The organism is Afipia massiliensis, from assembly GCF_001006325.2.
GTDB lineage: Bacteria > Pseudomonadota > Alphaproteobacteria > Rhizobiales > Xanthobacteraceae > Afipia > Afipia massiliensis_A.
Genome location: NZ_LBIA02000001.1, coordinates 3,749,639 through 3,765,876, shown reverse-complemented (window position 1 = coordinate 3,765,876; position 16,238 = coordinate 3,749,639). Strand labels below are relative to the sequence as shown.

Annotated in this window: 14 protein-coding genes; 9 read left to right on the top strand and 5 right to left on the bottom strand. The window is 61.1% G+C overall.

The window, feature by feature from the left end:
* Positions 1–103 precede the first annotated feature (103 nt).
* The 4 genes from YH63_RS18220 (at position 104) to YH63_RS18205 (ending at position 6,080) form a co-directional block, all read left to right on the top strand.
* A complete protein-coding gene (locus YH63_RS18220; protein ID WP_170978711.1) occupies positions 104–1,078 on the top strand; it encodes a cation diffusion facilitator family transporter in 975 nt (324 codons plus the stop codon).
* Positions 1,079–1,119: 41 nt separating this feature from the next.
* Positions 1,120–1,491 carry a hypothetical protein gene (locus tag YH63_RS18215; RefSeq protein ID WP_046826382.1) on the top strand — a complete coding sequence of 124 codons (372 nt, stop codon included), beginning with the start codon at positions 1,120–1,122 and terminating at the stop codon, positions 1,489–1,491.
* Between the two features lie 139 nt (positions 1,492–1,630).
* Complete coding sequence (locus YH63_RS18210) at positions 1,631–2,824, top strand: efflux RND transporter periplasmic adaptor subunit (protein ID WP_046826383.1); 1,194 nt, start codon at positions 1,631–1,633, stop codon at positions 2,822–2,824.
* Positions 2,825–2,834: 10 nt separating this feature from the next.
* On the top strand, positions 2,835–6,080 hold the full coding sequence (locus tag YH63_RS18205; protein WP_046826384.1) for an efflux RND transporter permease subunit: 3,246 nt from the start codon (positions 2,835–2,837) through the stop codon (positions 6,078–6,080).
* A gap of 6 nt (positions 6,081–6,086) precedes the next feature.
* Here the strand turns inward: YH63_RS18205 and YH63_RS18200 are convergent, their stop codons facing one another.
* The 5 genes from YH63_RS18200 to YH63_RS18180 form a co-directional block, all read right to left on the bottom strand.
* Positions 6,087–6,791 carry an ABC transporter ATP-binding protein gene (locus YH63_RS18200; protein ID WP_137325241.1) on the bottom strand — a complete coding sequence of 235 codons (705 nt, stop codon included), beginning with the start codon at positions 6,789–6,791 and terminating at the stop codon, positions 6,087–6,089.
* Positions 6,784–7,566 (bottom strand): ABC transporter ATP-binding protein, encoded by a 783-nt coding sequence (locus YH63_RS18195; RefSeq protein WP_046826386.1) that lies wholly within the window; start codon positions 7,564–7,566, stop codon positions 6,784–6,786. Before YH63_RS18195 ends, YH63_RS18200 begins: the two co-directional genes overlap by 8 nt.
* Entirely contained in the window at positions 7,563–8,510 is a 948-nt protein-coding gene (locus YH63_RS18190; protein ID WP_046826387.1) for a branched-chain amino acid ABC transporter permease, read from the bottom strand. The genes YH63_RS18195 and YH63_RS18190 overlap by 4 nt, the downstream gene beginning before the upstream one ends.
* 3 nt (positions 8,511–8,513) lie before the next feature.
* Positions 8,514–9,386 (bottom strand): branched-chain amino acid ABC transporter permease, encoded by an 873-nt coding sequence (locus tag YH63_RS18185; RefSeq protein WP_046826388.1) that lies wholly within the window; start codon positions 9,384–9,386, stop codon positions 8,514–8,516.
* 132 nt (positions 9,387–9,518) lie between these two features.
* On the bottom strand, positions 9,519–10,685 hold the full coding sequence (locus tag YH63_RS18180) for an ABC transporter substrate-binding protein (RefSeq protein ID WP_046829414.1): 1,167 nt from the start codon (positions 10,683–10,685) through the stop codon (positions 9,519–9,521).
* A gap of 190 nt (positions 10,686–10,875) precedes the next feature.
* Here YH63_RS18180 and paaG point away from each other — a divergent pair, with 190 nt between their 5' ends.
* The 5 genes from paaG to paaZ are packed head-to-tail and all read left to right on the top strand — an operon-like array spanning position 10,876 to position 16,216.
* Positions 10,876–11,667, top strand: coding sequence for a 2-(1,2-epoxy-1,2-dihydrophenyl)acetyl-CoA isomerase PaaG (paaG, locus tag YH63_RS18175; protein WP_046826389.1), 792 nt, complete (start codon positions 10,876–10,878; stop codon positions 11,665–11,667).
* Positions 11,667–12,131: a hydroxyphenylacetyl-CoA thioesterase PaaI gene (gene paaI / locus YH63_RS18170; protein ID WP_046826390.1), complete on the top strand. Its 465-nt coding sequence runs from the start codon at positions 11,667–11,669 to the stop codon at positions 12,129–12,131. Before paaG ends, paaI begins: the two co-directional genes overlap by 1 nt.
* Positions 12,132–12,146: 15 nt before the next feature.
* Positions 12,147–13,478: a phenylacetate--CoA ligase PaaK gene (gene paaK / locus YH63_RS18165; RefSeq protein WP_046826391.1), complete on the top strand. Its 1,332-nt coding sequence runs from the start codon at positions 12,147–12,149 to the stop codon at positions 13,476–13,478.
* Between the two features lie 20 nt (positions 13,479–13,498).
* Entirely contained in the window at positions 13,499–14,134 is a 636-nt protein-coding gene (locus YH63_RS18160) for a TetR/AcrR family transcriptional regulator (protein WP_046826392.1), read from the top strand.
* A 48-nt stretch (positions 14,135–14,182) separates the two neighbouring features.
* The gene (gene paaZ, locus YH63_RS18155; protein ID WP_046826393.1) at positions 14,183–16,216 is read left to right on the top strand and encodes a phenylacetic acid degradation bifunctional protein PaaZ; all 2,034 of its coding nucleotides are present in this window, start codon (positions 14,183–14,185) and stop codon (positions 16,214–16,216) included.
* The last annotated feature ends 22 nt before the right edge of the window (positions 16,217–16,238 follow it).

The window sequence follows — 16,238 nt, the reverse complement described above, 5'->3', positions numbered from 1 at the left end:
ACGCTCTCTAATTGCTTCCCCGCTGTGATAGTATTCGGTTTCCGGATGACGCATATCCCTTGCAGCAACCGGCGCTTCGGGCGCCGCCCTGTATGGGAACCGCATGACGCACTCGCATCACGCCGCTCACGACCATGCTGATCGTCAGCATCACGGCCATGCCGATGGACATGATCATGGGCCCGGCGGACACGTGCACGCGCCTGCGAATTTCGGGATGGCCTTCGCGGTCGGCATCGTGCTCAACACGATCTTCATCGTTATCGAAGCGGTCTACGGCTACATCAGCAATTCGACAGCCCTGATCGCGGATGCCGGGCATAACCTCTCTGACGTCCTGGGACTGATCGTCGCCTGGATCGCGGTCATCCTGTCGAAGCGGCCGCCTTCTGAGCGCTACACCTATGGTCTGCGCGGATCCTCGATCCTGGCTGCGCTGTTCAATGCGGTCTTCCTGCTGATCGCGGTCGGCGCGATCGGCTGGCAGGCCGTGCTGCGATTGTTCAATCCCGAGCCGGTCGCGGAAGTGACCGTCATGATTGTCGCGGCCATCGGGATCGTCATCAACGGATTCACAGCCTTGCTGTTCGCCTCCGGCCGCAAGAGCGATCTCAATATCCAGGGCGCCTACCTGCACATGGCGGCTGACGCTGCGGTTTCGGCCGGCGTCGTCATTGCCGCATTGGTTATCATGTTCACCGGCTGGCTGTGGATCGACGCTCTCACAAGCCTTGCGATCGTCGCGGTCATCGTGTGGGGCACATGGGGACTTCTGCGCGATAGCACCGCGATGTCGCTTGGCGCGGTGCCGTCAACCATCGATCCCGCCGCAGTCCGCCGTTACCTTGAACAGCGTCCGGGCGTGACGGAGGTCTGCGATCTTCATATTTGGCCAATGAGCACGACCGAGGTTGCGCTGACCTGCCATCTGGTCATGCCGTCCGGCCATCCGGGCGATGCCTTCCTGGTGGAGGCGACGCATCATTTGAATGAAGATTTCGGCATTCAGCACACAACCATCCAGATCGTGACCAGTCCGGTCACGGCGTGCGCGCTGGTCCCCGATCGGGCCGTCTAACCGGCCTTGAAAAGGCCCGACAGAAAATCTACTGATAGAACATGACCAGCGGTCTTCAACTCGATGCGGGCTTCAGCTCAGGACGCAATGGACGGCGACGCCGTCTGTCGCTGGTTCTGGCGTTGATGCTTGGCCTGCTGGCATCGCTGATCCATTGCGGAAGCTGCGATCTGGCCTTTGCGGGCTCGAATCCTACGGCGATCACGCTGGATTTCGACGCGGGCACCCCGCCCGATACGCCAGATCAGAAGATGCCCGCGCATTGCGACCATTGCCTGAACCACGTCACCGGGCAACCGGCCTCTGCCGTGAGTCTTCCTGCTGACATCAGCCATCAAGCGCCGCGCATCGGCCGGGAACAGACGCCGCCGTCGCTTGCCGGCCTGCCCCTTTTCAAACCACCCCGCGCCTAAATCCCGAGGGCCGACAGGCCCGTTGGCATGTCCGCAGCCCCGCAGGCTGCGCGACAGCCTGTCTGCATCAACTTTCGCAGGCACAGCAATTCGTTGAATTGATCGTGGCTCGAGCCTGACCGCTCGCGGGATTTTAACAATGACCAGACTTCGATTACGTGTCGCAGGCGGCGCTCTTGGCGCACTCGCGAGCATTTTTCTCACCGCCGCACACGCGCATGAATCTCCAAAGGCGCAAAGCAAGTCCGAGCAACATGAGCATCATGAAGAAGCCGGCCTGAAGCTCAGCGAGCGTCAGATCGCAGCCGGAAACTTCGCGATCCGGGAGGTGACCGCCGGGATCTTGAGCAAACGCATCGCCGTACCGGGTACCATCGTCCCTAGTGGCGAGCATTTCGCCAAGGTCTCCGTGCGATTGCTCGGCACCGTCGCGGAGTTGCGCAAACGGCTCGGAGATACTGTCCGTGAGGGCGACGTTCTGGCGATTATCGAAAGCCGTGAGGTTGCCGACGCCAAAAGCGAGTACCTCGCCGCGCGTGTCGCATTTGAACTTCAGGAAACGCTGTTCACTCGCTCGAAGAGTCTTTTCGAGTCCAAGGTCAGCAGCGAGAATGATTTCCTGCGTGCGAAGACCCTGTACGAAGACATGCGGATCAAGTTCGATGTCGCACGCCAGAAGCTCTTTGCGCTGGGCCTGACCGGTGACCAGATTGCAGCGCTGCCCAAGCAACCGGTCGAAAGCCTGAGGCTGCAGGAACTGCGTGCGCCGATGAGCGGCCGGATCGCCGAGCGCCGCGTCGATCTCGGATCCCTGGTGGGTCGCGAAGGTCAGGAAAGCGAACTGTTCGTGATCGTCGACTCGCGCGTGGTGTGGGCCGAACTGGCGCTGCCTGCGGCGGATATTGCCGTGGTCAGGGAGGGACAGCAGATCAGCGTCGAAACCGGTTCCGGCGCGGAGCCTCTGCCCGCGACAATCATGTTCGTCAGCCCGCTGCTCGACAAGGACACTCGTCTGGCGCGCGTCGTCGCCTCGGTCGACAATCCTTCCCATGTCCTGCGGCCGGGAATGTTCGTGACCGCTCACATTCCGTTCCAGCAGATTAAAGCGGGCATCGTGGTGCCGAAAAGCGCCGTGCAGACCGTGGAGGGCCAAAGCGCCGTCTTCGTCCGCACTTCGGAAGGCTTCGAGCCCCGCAAGATCATCACGGGCCGCGAAGACAGCAAATCATTCGAGGTGATCTCCGGCCTGTCTCCCGGCGACCGGATCGCGACCGCCAACACCTTCGTCTTGAAGGCCGATCTCGGCAAAGGCGACACCGAGCATCAGCATTAAGGCAATCATCATGATCAAGCGCATTCTCGATCTATCCATCCAGCATCGCTGGATCGTCGTCCTGCTCAGTCTTGGCTTCGTCGCTCTGGGCGCGTGGTCGCTCACGCGTCTTCCTGTCGATGCAGTGCCCGACATCACCAACAAGCAGGTGCAGATCAACACCACGGCGCCGGCGCTGTCGCCGGTGGAGATCGAAAAGCAGGTCACGTTCCGTATCGAGACCGCACTGGCCGGCATCGCCGGACTGCAAACCACACGGTCGCTGTCACGCAATGGATTTTCGCAGGTCACGGCGATCTTCAATGAGAAGACCGACATTTACTTCGCGCGGCAGCAGATCAACGAGCGGCTGATCGACGTACGCGCCAGCCTGCCGCCCGGCGCCGATCCGAAGATGGGGCCGATCTCCACTGGTCTTGGCGAAATCTACATGTGGACAGTTTCGCTCGGCGCGAAATCTGGCGACGGCAAGTCGGGCTGGCAGGCAGACGGCTCGTTCCTGACCACAGAAGGCGAACTGCTGAAAACCGACATCGAGCGCGGCGCATATCTGCGAACGGTGCAGGACTGGATCATCCGCCCGCAGATCAAAACCGTGCCCGGTGTGGCGGGCGTTGACGCCATCGGCGGGTTCATCAAGCAGTTTCAGGTCAAGCCGGACCCTGCGAAGCTGATCGCGCTGGGTCTTTCGTTCGGCGACGTCGTGCGCGCCATTGAGGTGAACAATATCAGCCGCGGGGCCAGCACCATCGACCGTAACGGCGAAGGCATCGCGGTCCGGACCGGCGGCCGTCTGGAAAAGATCGCCGACATCGGCGACGTGACCATCATCACCCGCGGCGCGGTTCCTGTACGGATTCGCGATGTCGCGGACGTGACGATCGGAGGTGAAATCCGCACCGGCAGCGCCAGCCGCGATGGGCATGAGGTGGTCGTCGGAACGGCTCTCATGCTGATCGGGAGCAACAGCCGAACGGTCTCCGCCGCGGTCGATGCCAAAATGCAGGACATCCGCCGTACGCTGCCTGCCGGCGTGACTGTCGAAACAGTTCTCAACCGCACGCAGCTCGTCGATGCGACGATCACCACAGTGGCCTGGAATCTGGGCGAAGGCGCCCTGCTCGTCATCGCCGTCCTGTTCCTGCTGCTCGGCAACTTCCGCGCAGCATTTATCACCGCTCTCGTTATTCCGCTGGCGATGCTGATGACGGCCTTCGGGATGCTGCAAGGCCGGATCAGCGCGAACCTCATGAGCCTCGGCGCGCTCGATTTCGGCCTGATCGTCGACGGCGCGGTCATCATTACCGAGAACGCGCTGCGTCACCTGGCCGAAAAGCAGACCGCCGCCGGCCGGACACTGTCGCTGCCCGAGCGTCTCGCGGTTGTGAAAACATCAGCCGAAGAGATGATCGCCCCCAGCGTCTACGGTCAGGCGATCATCATCCTGGTTTATGTCCCGCTGCTGACGTTCAGCGGCGTTGAGGGAAAGATGTTCGAACCGATGGCCTTGACGGTCATCCTTGCGCTCGTCTCGGCCTTCGTGCTGTCCCTCACCTTCGTTCCTGCGCTGATCGCCATCGCGGTGACCGGCCGGGTGACGGAATCCGACAGCCGGCTCGTGCGCAGCCTTAAGGCGTCTTACGCACCGCTGCTCAAGCGCGCCATCAAACGGCCTGCTCCTGCTGTTGCGACCGGACTGGTCCTGTTCGTCGGAGCCTTGCTGCTGTTTTCTCGGCTCGGTCAGGAATTCATCCCGACGCTGGACGAAAAGAACATCGCCATGCACGCGCTGCGGATTCCCAGCACCAGCCTGACGCAATCGCAGACGATGCAACTTGACGTCGAGAAAGCAATTAGCGCGTTCCCGCAAGTCTCCTACGTGTTCTCCAAGACCGGCACCGCCGAAGTCGCGTCCGATCCGATGCCGCCCAACACCTCGGATACCTTCATTATTCTCAAGCCGCAGGACCAATGGCCCGATCCAAAATTGACCAAGGCTGCTCTGCTTGAGCAGATCGAAGACGCCGTGCGCGAGCTGCCCGGCAACAATTACGAATTCACCCAGCCAATCCAGATGCGTTTCAACGAACTGCTGGCCGGTGTTCGCGGCGATCTTGCCGTGAAGGTTTTCGGCGACGAGTTCGAACCGATGTTGCGCAGCGCGGGACAGATTGCAAACATCCTGAAGAAAACCAAGGGCGCAACCGACGTTAGAATCGAACAGGTCAGCGGCCTGTCGGTGCTGGATATCACCGTGGACAAGATGGAGATCGCGCGGCGCGGCCTTAGCCTTGCAGCAGTTCAGGATGTGATCGGCACCGCCATCGGCGGGCGAGCCGCCGGAGCCGTGTTTGAAGGAGACCGCAGTTTCGACATCGTGGTCCGGCTGCCGGAGGACATCCGCGGCGATCTCGATGCCCTGAAAAATCTTCCGGTCTCACTGCCGATGGCAGGCGTCACGCCATTGACCGTACCGCTGGGGCAACTGGCAACCTTCAAGATCAGCGAAGGCCCCAATCAGATCAGCCGCGAGAACGGCAAGCGCCGCGTTGTCGTCACCGCCAATGTACGGGACCGCGACATCGCCACCGTCGTGAACGACGCCCGGTCGCAGATCGAGAGCGCCGTGACCCTGCCGTCCGGCTACTGGATGTCCTGGGGCGGCCAGTTCGAGAACCTCGCGGCGGCGCGCGCGAAACTTCTCATCGTGGTTCCGGTTTGCTTCGTCCTGATCTTCCTGTTGCTCATGGGGGCACTCGGCACAGCGCGGGATGCACTCATGGTCTTCAGCGCCGTGCCGTTGGCGCTGACCGGCGGCGTTGTCGCGCTGTGGCTGCGGGGAATTCCGTTTTCGGTCTCGGCCGCAGTCGGGTTCATCGCCCTGTCCGGCGTCGCCGTCCTCAACGGCCTGGTGATGTTGACCTACATCAAGCAGTTGATGGCGAAGGGGTACGAGAAGACAGACGCAATCTTTGTCGGCGCCCTCACCCGGCTTCGTCCCGTTGCCATGACCGCGCTGGTCGCATCGCTCGGATTTGTCCCGATGGCGCTGGCAACCGGAACCGGAGCGGAGGTTCAACGGCCGATTGCGACCGTCGTCATCGGAGGCCTCATCAGCGCGACGCTGCTGACGCTCTTTGTGCTGCCAGCACTTTATGCGTGGTTCGGACGCGCTCCGGTGAGCGAAGACGCCGAGGCAGATTCCGTCTCGATGCCGGCGGAGCAGAGAACGGTTATCGAGCCATCGCGAAGTTAATGGGTGCTAGGCCGCGCCGAGATACGCGGCCTTCACTTTCGGATCTGACAGGAGCGTCGCGCCGGCACCTTCAAAAGCCACCTTGCCTGTTTCCAGCACGTAACCGCGGTCGGCAATTTCAAGAGCTGCGCTGGCGTTCTGCTCGACCAGCAACACGGTGACGCCATTGCTCCGAAGATCGACGATGGCGGCAAGGATCTGGTCGACCAGCGTGGGCGACAGACCTAGCGACGGCTCGTCCAGAAGAAGCAACTTCGGTTTACCCATCAAGGCGCGTCCGATCGCAAGCATTTGTTGCTGGCCGCCGGACAATCCTCCCGCCAGAAGCTTCCGCTTCTCCGCCAGAACCGGGAACATCTCGAAAACACGATCCCGGTCGCTGTCGATATCCTTGTCGCGGCGCATGTAGGCCCCGAGACGCAGATTGTCTTCGACGCTCAGCGGTCCGAAAACCTGACGTCCTTCCGGCGATTGTGTCATGCCGCGCTCCACCCGCCGGTGCGGCGGGAGACGCTCGATTCGATCACCCAAAAAGCTGATCTCGCCGGCGGTGATCGGCTGAACGCCGGACAGCGCCCGAAGCAGCGTGGTCTTTCCCGCGCCGTTCGAGCCGATTAGCGCCACGACCTCACCCGAGCGGACGTTGAGGTTCACGCCGTGCAGAACCTCGATGCGGCCATAGGCGCTGCGAAGATTGGCGACTTCAAGCACGGGCCGCCTCCTTTGCACCGTGTTTGCCGAGATAGGCTTCAAGCACGGCTGGATTGTCGCGCACCTCACGAGGCGCGCCTTCCGCGATCGGCTTGCCACGGTTCAATACAAGGATGTGGTCGGAAATCTTCATGACGAGTTTCATGTCATGTTCGACCAACACCACTGCGATGCCCTTGGCTGCTACGCGGCGAATGAGATGATCGATTTCCTCGGTCTCCACCGCGTTGCATCCGGCAGCCGGCTCGTCGAGCAGAAGCACGCGCGGTTCGGCGGCGAGTGCGCGGGCAATCTCAAGGCGCTTGCAGGCTCCATACGACAGCGAACCCGCCGGAACATCGGCGCTGCCGTGCAAGCCGACATCGTCGAGCAAGGTCAGCGCCGCATCACGCGTCTCACTGTTCTGCCGCGTCACCGACGGCAGCCGAAACATATCCGCGAGAAGATTGCAGCGCTCGCGCAGATGACGGCCGACCATGACGTTTTCCGCCGCGGTCATGCGCTGGAATATCTGGAGGTTCTGGAAGGTACGCGACAGGCCGCGCGCGGCAAGCTTGTCCGGGGTCAATCCGGTGACGTCTTCGCCGGACAGTTCGACCCGCCCTTGATCTTGCGCATACACACCGGAAACGACGTTGAAAAGCGTTGTCTTGCCCGCTCCGTTCGGTCCGATGATGGACAGAATCTGTCCCGGGCTGACGCTAAAGCTGACGCCATCAATCGCCTTGATGCCTCCGAACGAAATGCCGATGTCCTTGGCCGCGAGGATCGTCATGACTGTGTCCTCTTCGCCAGCACGCGCGAAAGCGTCGGGACGATTCCGTCGCGCATGAAGATCATCGACACGATGATGAGGAAGCCGAGCAGCAGATGCTCGTATTCCTGAAAGACGGTGAGAACTTGCGGCAGCGTGATCAGCACCGCTGCGCCCACGATGCTCCCGACGACCGATCCAAGGCCGCCGAGCACCACCATTGTCACCATTTCCACGGAGTGCAGGAAACCCGCCTGATCGGGGTTGGTGAAGCCGTTCATCAGCGCGAGCACGGACCCGGCGATCGATGCGTATGCGGCGGCAATGACGAATGCCTGCAGCTTGAAGCGTGCGACGTCGATACCGGCGACCCTGGCCGCAACCTCGCTGTCATGGAGCGCGCGAAAGGCGCGTCCGGTCGGCGTATTGTTCAGGTTGAGGGCGATCCATGTTCCCAGCAGCAGAAGTCCGCCCGAGATCCAGTACCACGTGTCCGAGCCACTGACGCGCCAGCCGAACAGCGTGAGCTTCGCCACTGGCATGCCGTCCGGGCCGCCGGTCCAGCGGCCCTCCGTGGTGATGACCAGCGCCACCAGCACACCGAGGCCAAGCGTGGCGATAGCAAGATAGTGGCCCTTGAGCTTGAGGATCGGACGACCGACGAGATAGGCCAGTACCGAAGAAAGCACGCAGCCGATCAGAAGCGCAGCCCATGTCGGAATTCCGAGATGCGCTGGTCCGATAGCGACGGCATAAGCGCCAATTCCGAAGAAGCCGGCATGGCCGAGGCTGACCTGCCCAGCCGATCCCATCAGAATGTTGAGGCCGATGGCCGCGAAGGCGGAGACCCAGACCAGCGACGCCACGCGGAAGTAGTAGCTCGACGGAAATATCAGCGGCAACGCAGCGACGATTGCCGCGAGCACAATCAATGTCAGATAACGATGGCCGATCTTCTGCAGCACCGCTCAGACCCTTTCCACGGTCCGCCGGCCAAACAGGCCTTGCGGCATGGCGAACAGGACGAGAAGGATAACGATGAAGGCAAAGGCGTCCTTGTAGGTCGAACTGATGTAACCGACCCCGAACGCTTCAAGCAGGCCAAGCAGCAATCCGCCTGCGACCGCGCCAAGCGGATTACCCATGCCGCCGAGCATCGCAGCCGCAAATCCCTTCAATGCGAGCAATGTTCCCACATCGTAGCTCGTCAGCGTGATCGGCGTGATCAGGACGCCGGCGACCGCGCCGATGGCAGCAGATCCTCCGAACGCCAGCGCCATGACGGTCGCCGTGTTGATACCAACCAAGCGCGCTGCAAGCTTGTTCGCAGCGGTCGCGAGCACAGCCTTTCCGAGCACGGTGCGCTCCAGAAACACATACAGCAGAAGCACGATCACGCCCGTTCCGCCGAGGACCCAGAAGCTCTGCGGCTGGATGGCCGCACCGAGCAGATTGACCGGCGTGTCGCCGGAGATGCTCGGAAGCTTGTGAAACTGCTTGTCGAACAGGACCTGCGCCACGCCACGCAACAAGATCGAGGCGCCGATTGTGATGATGATCAGCGTGACTGGCGATGCATCGCGTGCAGGCTCGATGGCGAGCCAGTACAACAAAAGACCGACGACGACAGCCACGCACACCGCAAGAAGCGCTGCGAGCGGAAGCGGAACGCCGGCGGCAGCGGCGAACACCGTCACCATGCCGCCCAGCATCACAAACTCGCCCTGGGCGAAATTGACGACGTCGGATGCATTGTAGACAAGCGTGAAGCCGAGAGCGACCAGAGCGTACACCGCGCCCACGGTCAGTCCGGAAACAAGAAATTGGACAAACTCTGGCATTCACGCTCCACGAACGACGATGGCAGCCGAGGGCTGCCGTTCCCGGCGATACAATTCATTCAGGCAGAGAGATGGTGCTCCCGGACGGAGCAATCCGAACCATCCGGGAGCATCAATACATACGCGGCGGGTTTACGAGCCCGGCTTGATCAGCGACCAGTCGCCGCCCTTGATTTCCAGCATGCGGAACGCGGAGAGATCGAGGCCAAGATGGTCTGTCGGCGTCATGTTCACAATGCCGCCGGTGCCGACAAAGCCCTTGGTCTTTTCGATTTCGTCACGGATCTTCTTCGGGTCGTTTGAACCGGCGCGCTTCATGGCGTCGATCAGGATGTACAGACCGTCATAGGCATGGCCGCCGAAGGTCGAGACCGGGCTCTTCGCGGTGTCCTCGTAAGTCTTCTTGTAATCCACGACGACCTTCTTCTGCGGATCGCTGTCCGGCAGCTTGTCACCGACCAGCAGCGCGGCTGCCGGCAGGCGGATGCCGTCAGCAGCGGCGCCCGCGAGGTCGATGAAGCTCTTCGAGGCCACGCCGTGGCTCTGATACAGCGGCGTCGCGGTCATGCCGAGCTGCGCGTAATTGCGAGTGACGATCGCAGGTCCCTGCCCGAAGCCAGGATTGACGATGGCCTGAACGCCTGCGGTGTTCTTGATCTTGGTGAGCTGGCCGGTCATGTCGCTGTCGCGCGGACCGTAGCTTTCCTCGGTGACGATCTTGATACCGTAGTTCGGCGCAACCTTGGTGCACTGGGCCTTCATCGAAGCGCCAAAGCCGTCGGTGCCCGAGATCATGGCGATGTTCGTGAGCTTGCGCTCCTTCAGATTCTCGAAAATCTTTTCGCACGCCATCTTGTCGGTGTGCGGCGTCTTGAAGACATACTTGCGGACCGGGTCGATGATTTCGACAGCACCGCCGAACGAAATAAACGGAACCTGTGCTTCCTCGAAAACCGGGATCATCGCCATGGTTGTTCCGGTGGTCGAGCCACCCGCCATTGCAATAACCTTGTCGTCCTCGATCAAACGCGTGGCGAACGTGCGCGCCTTGTTGGCGTCGCCGCCGTCGTCATAGACGATGAGTTCGATTTTCTTGCCGTTGACCCCGCCAGCCGCGTTGATCTTGTCGACATACATCCGCAGCGTTTTATCTTCAGGCTCGCCGAGGAACGAAGCCGGACCCGTCACCGAAAGGACGGAACCGATCTTGACGGTCTGCTGCGCGAATGCGGAACTGCTGAACGCCAATCCGGCTGCACCGGCGGCCAATAAAAGTTTCAATGCTGAAGTCGGCTTCATGGTTTCCTCCCTGAATGATGGGCGCCCGTTTTTTGGAGAGCTTGCCCGGCGCATCTTGTTCGTCACATCGGCGAATTGTCCCATGTGATCTGATGCGCTTCTGATCTCATCAATATAATTGACCGAACGGTTGGTCAATAGTAATATGCTTTCCAACGGCTGACAGAAACAGGCCGATTGGGAGGACGCTGTGGACAAGGATGTGGTCCTGACCGAGATCCGCGACGGATATCGCGTCATCACGCTCAACAGGCCTGACAGCCTCAACTCGTTCAACGCAAGCGTGCATGCCGCGATGGATGCGGCATTGACCGATGCGGAATCCGACAAGGCATGCCGTGCATTGATCCTCACAGGCGCGGGACGCGGGTTCTGCGCCGGACAGGATTTGTCGGAAGTGGATTTCACCCCCGGCCAGAAGCCGGATCTCACCGTCACGCTGGATCGGCACTACAATCCTTTCATTCGCCGATTGCGAAAACTGCCGCTTCCTATCGTCTGCGCGGTGAATGGCGTGGCTGCCGGCGGCGGCGCCAATATTGCGTTTGCCTGCGATATCGTGTTGGCCGCCCGTTCCGCCAAATTCATTCAGGCCTTTTCCAAGATCGCCCTTGTCCCGGACTGCGGCGGCACATGGTTCCTGCCACGGCTTGCAGGGAGTGCGCGCGCTCGTGCCCTCTCGATGCTGGCCGAACCTGTCACCGCCGAACAGGCAGAGGCCTGGGGCATGATCTGGAAGGTGGTGGACGATGCAGGCCTGATGGCGGAAGCACACCGCCTCGCCGCTCATCTCGCCAAGCAGCCGACCGGCGCACTGACGCTCACCAAGCAAGCGCTCGACGCGTCAGAGACGAATACGCTCGACCAACAGCTCGATCTTGAACGCGATCTTCAAGGGGCAGCAGGCCGTGCTCCGGATTTCGCGGAAGGCGTGAACGCATTCCTCGAAAAACGTGCGCCTCGTTTTGTCGGAGGCATGTGATGGACGCAGTTGCCGGCAACAAAGATCCGCATGCGCTGGCCCAGGCTTGCGCCAACAAGATGTGGCAGGACGACCGGGCCAGTCAGGGACTCGGCATGAGCCTTCAGCGGATTGCGCCGGGTGAAGCCGTTCTCTCGATGACCATCCGCAAGGAGATGACCAACGGTCACGGCATCTGCCACGGCGGCTTCATCTTCACCCTCGCCGACTCTACGTTTGCGTTCGCATGCAACACCTATGACCAGCGCACGGTCGCGCAGCAATGCGCGGTGACGTTTCTCCAGCCGGTCCGCGAGGGCGAAACGCTCACCGCGCACGCCGTCGAACGCACACGCGCCGGGCGCGGCGGCATTTACGATGTTACGGTCCGCGACAGCAGCAACAAGGTCATCGCCGAATTTCGCGGACATTCGCGGACGATCTCGGGCCAGTTGCTCGACAACCAGCCGCAAGACAACAAGTAGGATTGGGAGAGAACGTTGCTTCAGATACCGCTACGCAAGCTCGACCGGCTGACGCCCGAACCGACGGAACTCGATCGTTACGAGATCGCCTCCCGCGACGACATCCGCGCGCTTCAGCGCGAGCGGCTGGCCTGGTCGCTCCGTCACGCGTATCAGAACGTGCCGCACTACCGCGCGAAGTTCGATGCCGCTGGCGTCACCCCGGATTCGTTCAAGGATCTACCAGATCTGGCGAAGTTTCCTTTCACCATCAAAACCGATCTGCGGGACAACTATCCCTTCGGCATGTTTGCCGTACCCGAAAAGGATGTTGCGCGCATCCATGCGTCGTCAGGAACGACCGGCAAGCCAACCGTTGTCGGCTACACCAAGCGCGACATCGAAACCTGGAGCGACGTGGTCGCACGCTCGATCCGCGCTGCGGGCGGCCGTGCCGGCATGAAGGTCCATATCGCCTATGGTTATGGCCTGTTTACCGGCGGCCTCGGCGCGCATTACGGCGCAGAGCGTCTGGGTTGCACCGTGATTCCCATCTCGGGTGGCATGACCGAGCGTCAGGTCCAACTCATCAACGACTTCAAACCCGAAGTCATCATGGTGACGCCGTCCTACATGCTGGCGATCCTCGATGAATTCAGGAAACAGGGTCTCGACCCGCGGAAATCATCGCTGCGTATCGGCATTTTCGGCGCCGAGCCATGGACCAACGCCATGCGTGAGGAAATCGAAGAGGCCTTCGATCTTCACGCCGTCGATATCTATGGGCTGTCCGAGGTGATGGGCCCGGGCGTCGCCAGCGAATGCGTCGAAACCAAAGACGGCCTTCACATCTGGGAAGACCATTTCTATCCCGAGGTCATCAATCCTGCGACTGGCGAAGTGCTGCCCGATGGTGAGAAAGGCGAACTGGTTTTCACGTCGCTGACCAAGGAAGCGATGCCCGTGATCCGTTACCGGACGCGCGATCTGACACGGCTGCTGCCCGGCACCGCGCGATCGCTGCGCCGGATGGAAAAAGTCACCGGACGCTCCGACGACATGATGATCATTCGCGGCGTTAACGTATTCCCTACTCAGATCGAGGAAAAGCTTCTCAGCATTCACGATCTCTCCCTGCACTATCAGCTTGTGCTCACACGCGACGGCCGCATGGACAACATGGAAATCCAGGTTGAAGCGCGGCCGGAAGCCAGCTTTCCCGCACGCGAGGCTGCGACGAAGCAATTGGTGCAATCGGTGAAAGACACCATCGGCATCACGGCCCTCGTCACGGTTCTCGATCCGGGAAGCATCGAACGCTCCGTCGGCAAGGCCACACGCATTATCGATCGCCGGCCAAAAGAATAACCAAGGAATAGCAAAGACTCATGGCACGCAGCCGCGCCAACGACTACGACGACAAACGACAGGCGATCCTCGATCGCTCGGCGGAGCTTTTCTCGGCGCACGGCTACGACCGCGCGTCGATGAACAAGATCGCCGAAGCCTGCGGCGTGTCCAAGGCCAATCTCTATCATTACTACAAGGACAAGGAAGGTCTGCTGTTTGACGTCATCCGCTTCCATCTTGAAGAGTTGCTGGAAGTCGTCGAAACCGCAGACGATCCGGGCGCGCCGCCCGAGGCGCGTTTGCGCGGACTGGTTGCAGCACTGCTGGAAGCCTACCGGGATGCCGATTCCCAGCACAACGTTCAAATCAGCAGCATGCGGTTTCTGCCTCAGGAGCGTCAGACCGAGCTTAAAAGGATGGAGCGCGATCTCGTCACCATCTTTTCATCGGCCGTCGTCGGCGTCGCGCCTCACCTCAAGGGAACCAAAATGCTGACACCGGTGACCATGTCGCTGTTCGGCATGGTCAACTGGCATTACCTCTGGTTCAAAAGCACCGGATCGGTCAGCCGCGCGGAATACGCCGATCTCGTGACCAGGCTGATCGTTGACGGCGCTCGTAATGTTCTCAAGCAACCGTCAAAGGCGTCCAAACGCACCGCAGCAGCGGAATAGACTCATTTCTCAACCGGTGCTGCCCGCACCCAACATCGAAGTGATCGCATGAAACTCGACAGCTACGTCAATGGACAATGGGCCGCACCCGGGCGCGACCTCGTCGAAGTGCGCAGCGCCGTCACCGGCGATGTGGTCGCAGAAGCAACAAGCGGCGGGCTGGATATGCACAGCGTCCTCGCATATGCCCGCAATGTCGGCGGCAAGAATCTACGCAAGCTGACATTCCACCAGCGCGCGGATCTGCTCAAGAAGCTTGCGCAGTATCTGACGGAGCGCAAAGACCAGCTTTACAAGCTGTCGTTCCAGACCGGCGCGACGCGGACCGATAACCTGATCGATGTCGATGGCGGCATCGGCACGCTGTTCGTCTACGCCGGCAAGGGCCGCCGCGAACTTCCGAATTCCACTTTCCTGCTGGACGGCGCGGTGGAGCCGATGGGCAAAGGTGGCACATTCGCAGGCCAGCACATTGTCACCTCGCTGCATGGCGCCGCAGTTCACATCAATGCCTTCAATTTCCCATGCTGGGGATTGCTTGAGAAACTTGCACCCGCGCTGCTTGCGGGCGTTCCGGTCGTCTCAAAGCCCGCAACTGTGACATCCTACGTTGCACACGCGCTCGCGCGCATGATCGCCGAGTCCGGAATTCTTCCCGAAGGCGCGTTTCAGTTTGTCGTCGGCAGCACCGGCGACTTGTTCGATCACCTCACCTGCCAGGACGTTGTCTCGTTCACCGGCTCCGCCGATACATCCGAGAAGCTTCAGCGGCATCCGGTGATCGCGCGGGAAGCCGTCCGTTTCATCGCCGAGCGGGATTCGCTTAATGCTGCAATTCTCGCGCCGGACGCCAAGCCCGGCACGCCGGAGTTCGACCTGTTCGTCAAGGAAGTCGCCAAGGAGATGACGGTGAAGGCCGGGCAGAAGTGCACGGCGATCCGCCGCGCGCTTGCGCCGTCCGCCAGTGTAGAGGCCGTCATCGACGCCCTGCGCGAACGGCTCGCGAAGGTGGCCATCGGAAATCCTGAACTGGAAACCGTTCGCATGGGCCCCGTGGTCGGCCTTGATCAGCGCCGCGATGTCCTTGCTCACGTGAAGACGTTGCGGACCGAAGCGCAGCTTGTCGCAGGCGATCCCGACAATTTCGACATTCAGGGAGCTGATGTCACGCGTGGCGCGTTCCTTCCGCCCCTGCTGCTGCATTGTGCCGATCCTATTCGCGCGACGAATGTTCATTCGGTCGAGGCCTTCGGCCCGGTCTGCACCGTGATGGGTTACGGCGATCTCGAACAAGCCATTGCGCTCACCAATCGCGGCGGCGGCAGTCTGGTCGCTTCAGTTTATACCCACGATCCGAAGGTGGCGTCGGAGCTTGTGTTTGGCGTCGGTAGCTTCCACGGACGTCTCGTGATGATCGATCGCGACTGCGCCAAGGAGCAGACCGGTCACGGCTCACCGATGCCGCAGATGGTCCATGGTGGTCCCGGCCGCGCAGGCGGCGGCGAGGAACTGGGCGGGGTGCGCAGCGTGCATCATTACATGCAACGCACCGCGCTGCAGGGCTCACCGGCGATGCTGACGGGCATCACCGGAAGCTGGATGAAGGGCGCATCTGTGATCGAAAAAGACCGGCATCCGTTCCGGTTTCATTTCGAGGATCTGGACGTCGGACAGACGTTCTATTCGAAGGAGCGCACCATCACGCTGGAGGACATCGAACATTTCGCCCATTTCACGGGCGACACGTTCTATGCCCACATGGACGAGGAAGCCACCAAGGGCCATCCGTTCTTTCCCGGGCGTGTCGCGCACGGCTACCTTTTGCTGTCGTTCGCTGCTGGCCTGTTCGTCGATCCCGATCCCGGTCCGGTGCTCGCGAACTACGGCCTCGATTCACTTCGCTTCATCAAACCGATCCAGCCTGGTGAGACCATCAAGGTGCGGCTCACCGCGAAAGAGAAAATACCCCGCAACAAACAGTACGGCGAAGTGCGCTGGGACGTTGAAATTCTGACCGACAAGGACGAATCTGCAGCGACCTACGAATTGCTGACGATGAATGCTGTTCGTCCTCAGGCCTGATCAAACAAACAGCACAAAGGGA

Excerpts from the sequence above, each read along its gene's own strand:
- YH63_RS18220 (WP_170978711.1), top strand. The coding sequence starts at position 104 with ATGACGCACTCGCATCACGCCGCTCACGACCATGCTGATCGTCAGCAT.
- YH63_RS18215 (WP_046826382.1), top strand. The coding sequence starts at position 1,120 with ATGACCAGCGGTCTTCAACTCGATGCGGGCTTCAGCTCAGGACGCAAT.
- YH63_RS18210 (WP_046826383.1), top strand. The coding sequence starts at position 1,631 with ATGACCAGACTTCGATTACGTGTCGCAGGCGGCGCTCTTGGCGCACTC.
- YH63_RS18205 (WP_046826384.1), top strand. The coding sequence starts at position 2,835 with ATGATCAAGCGCATTCTCGATCTATCCATCCAGCATCGCTGGATCGTC.
- YH63_RS18195 (WP_046826386.1), bottom strand. The coding sequence starts at position 7,566 with ATGACGATCCTCGCGGCCAAGGACATCGGCATTTCGTTCGGAGGCATC.
- YH63_RS18185 (WP_046826388.1), bottom strand. The coding sequence starts at position 9,386 with ATGCCAGAGTTTGTCCAATTTCTTGTTTCCGGACTGACCGTGGGCGCG.
- YH63_RS18180 (WP_046829414.1), bottom strand. The coding sequence starts at position 10,685 with ATGAAGCCGACTTCAGCATTGAAACTTTTATTGGCCGCCGGTGCAGCC.
- paaI (WP_046826390.1), top strand. The coding sequence starts at position 11,667 with ATGGACGCAGTTGCCGGCAACAAAGATCCGCATGCGCTGGCCCAGGCT.
- YH63_RS18160 (WP_046826392.1), top strand. The coding sequence starts at position 13,499 with ATGGCACGCAGCCGCGCCAACGACTACGACGACAAACGACAGGCGATC.
- paaZ (WP_046826393.1), top strand. The coding sequence starts at position 14,183 with ATGAAACTCGACAGCTACGTCAATGGACAATGGGCCGCACCCGGGCGC.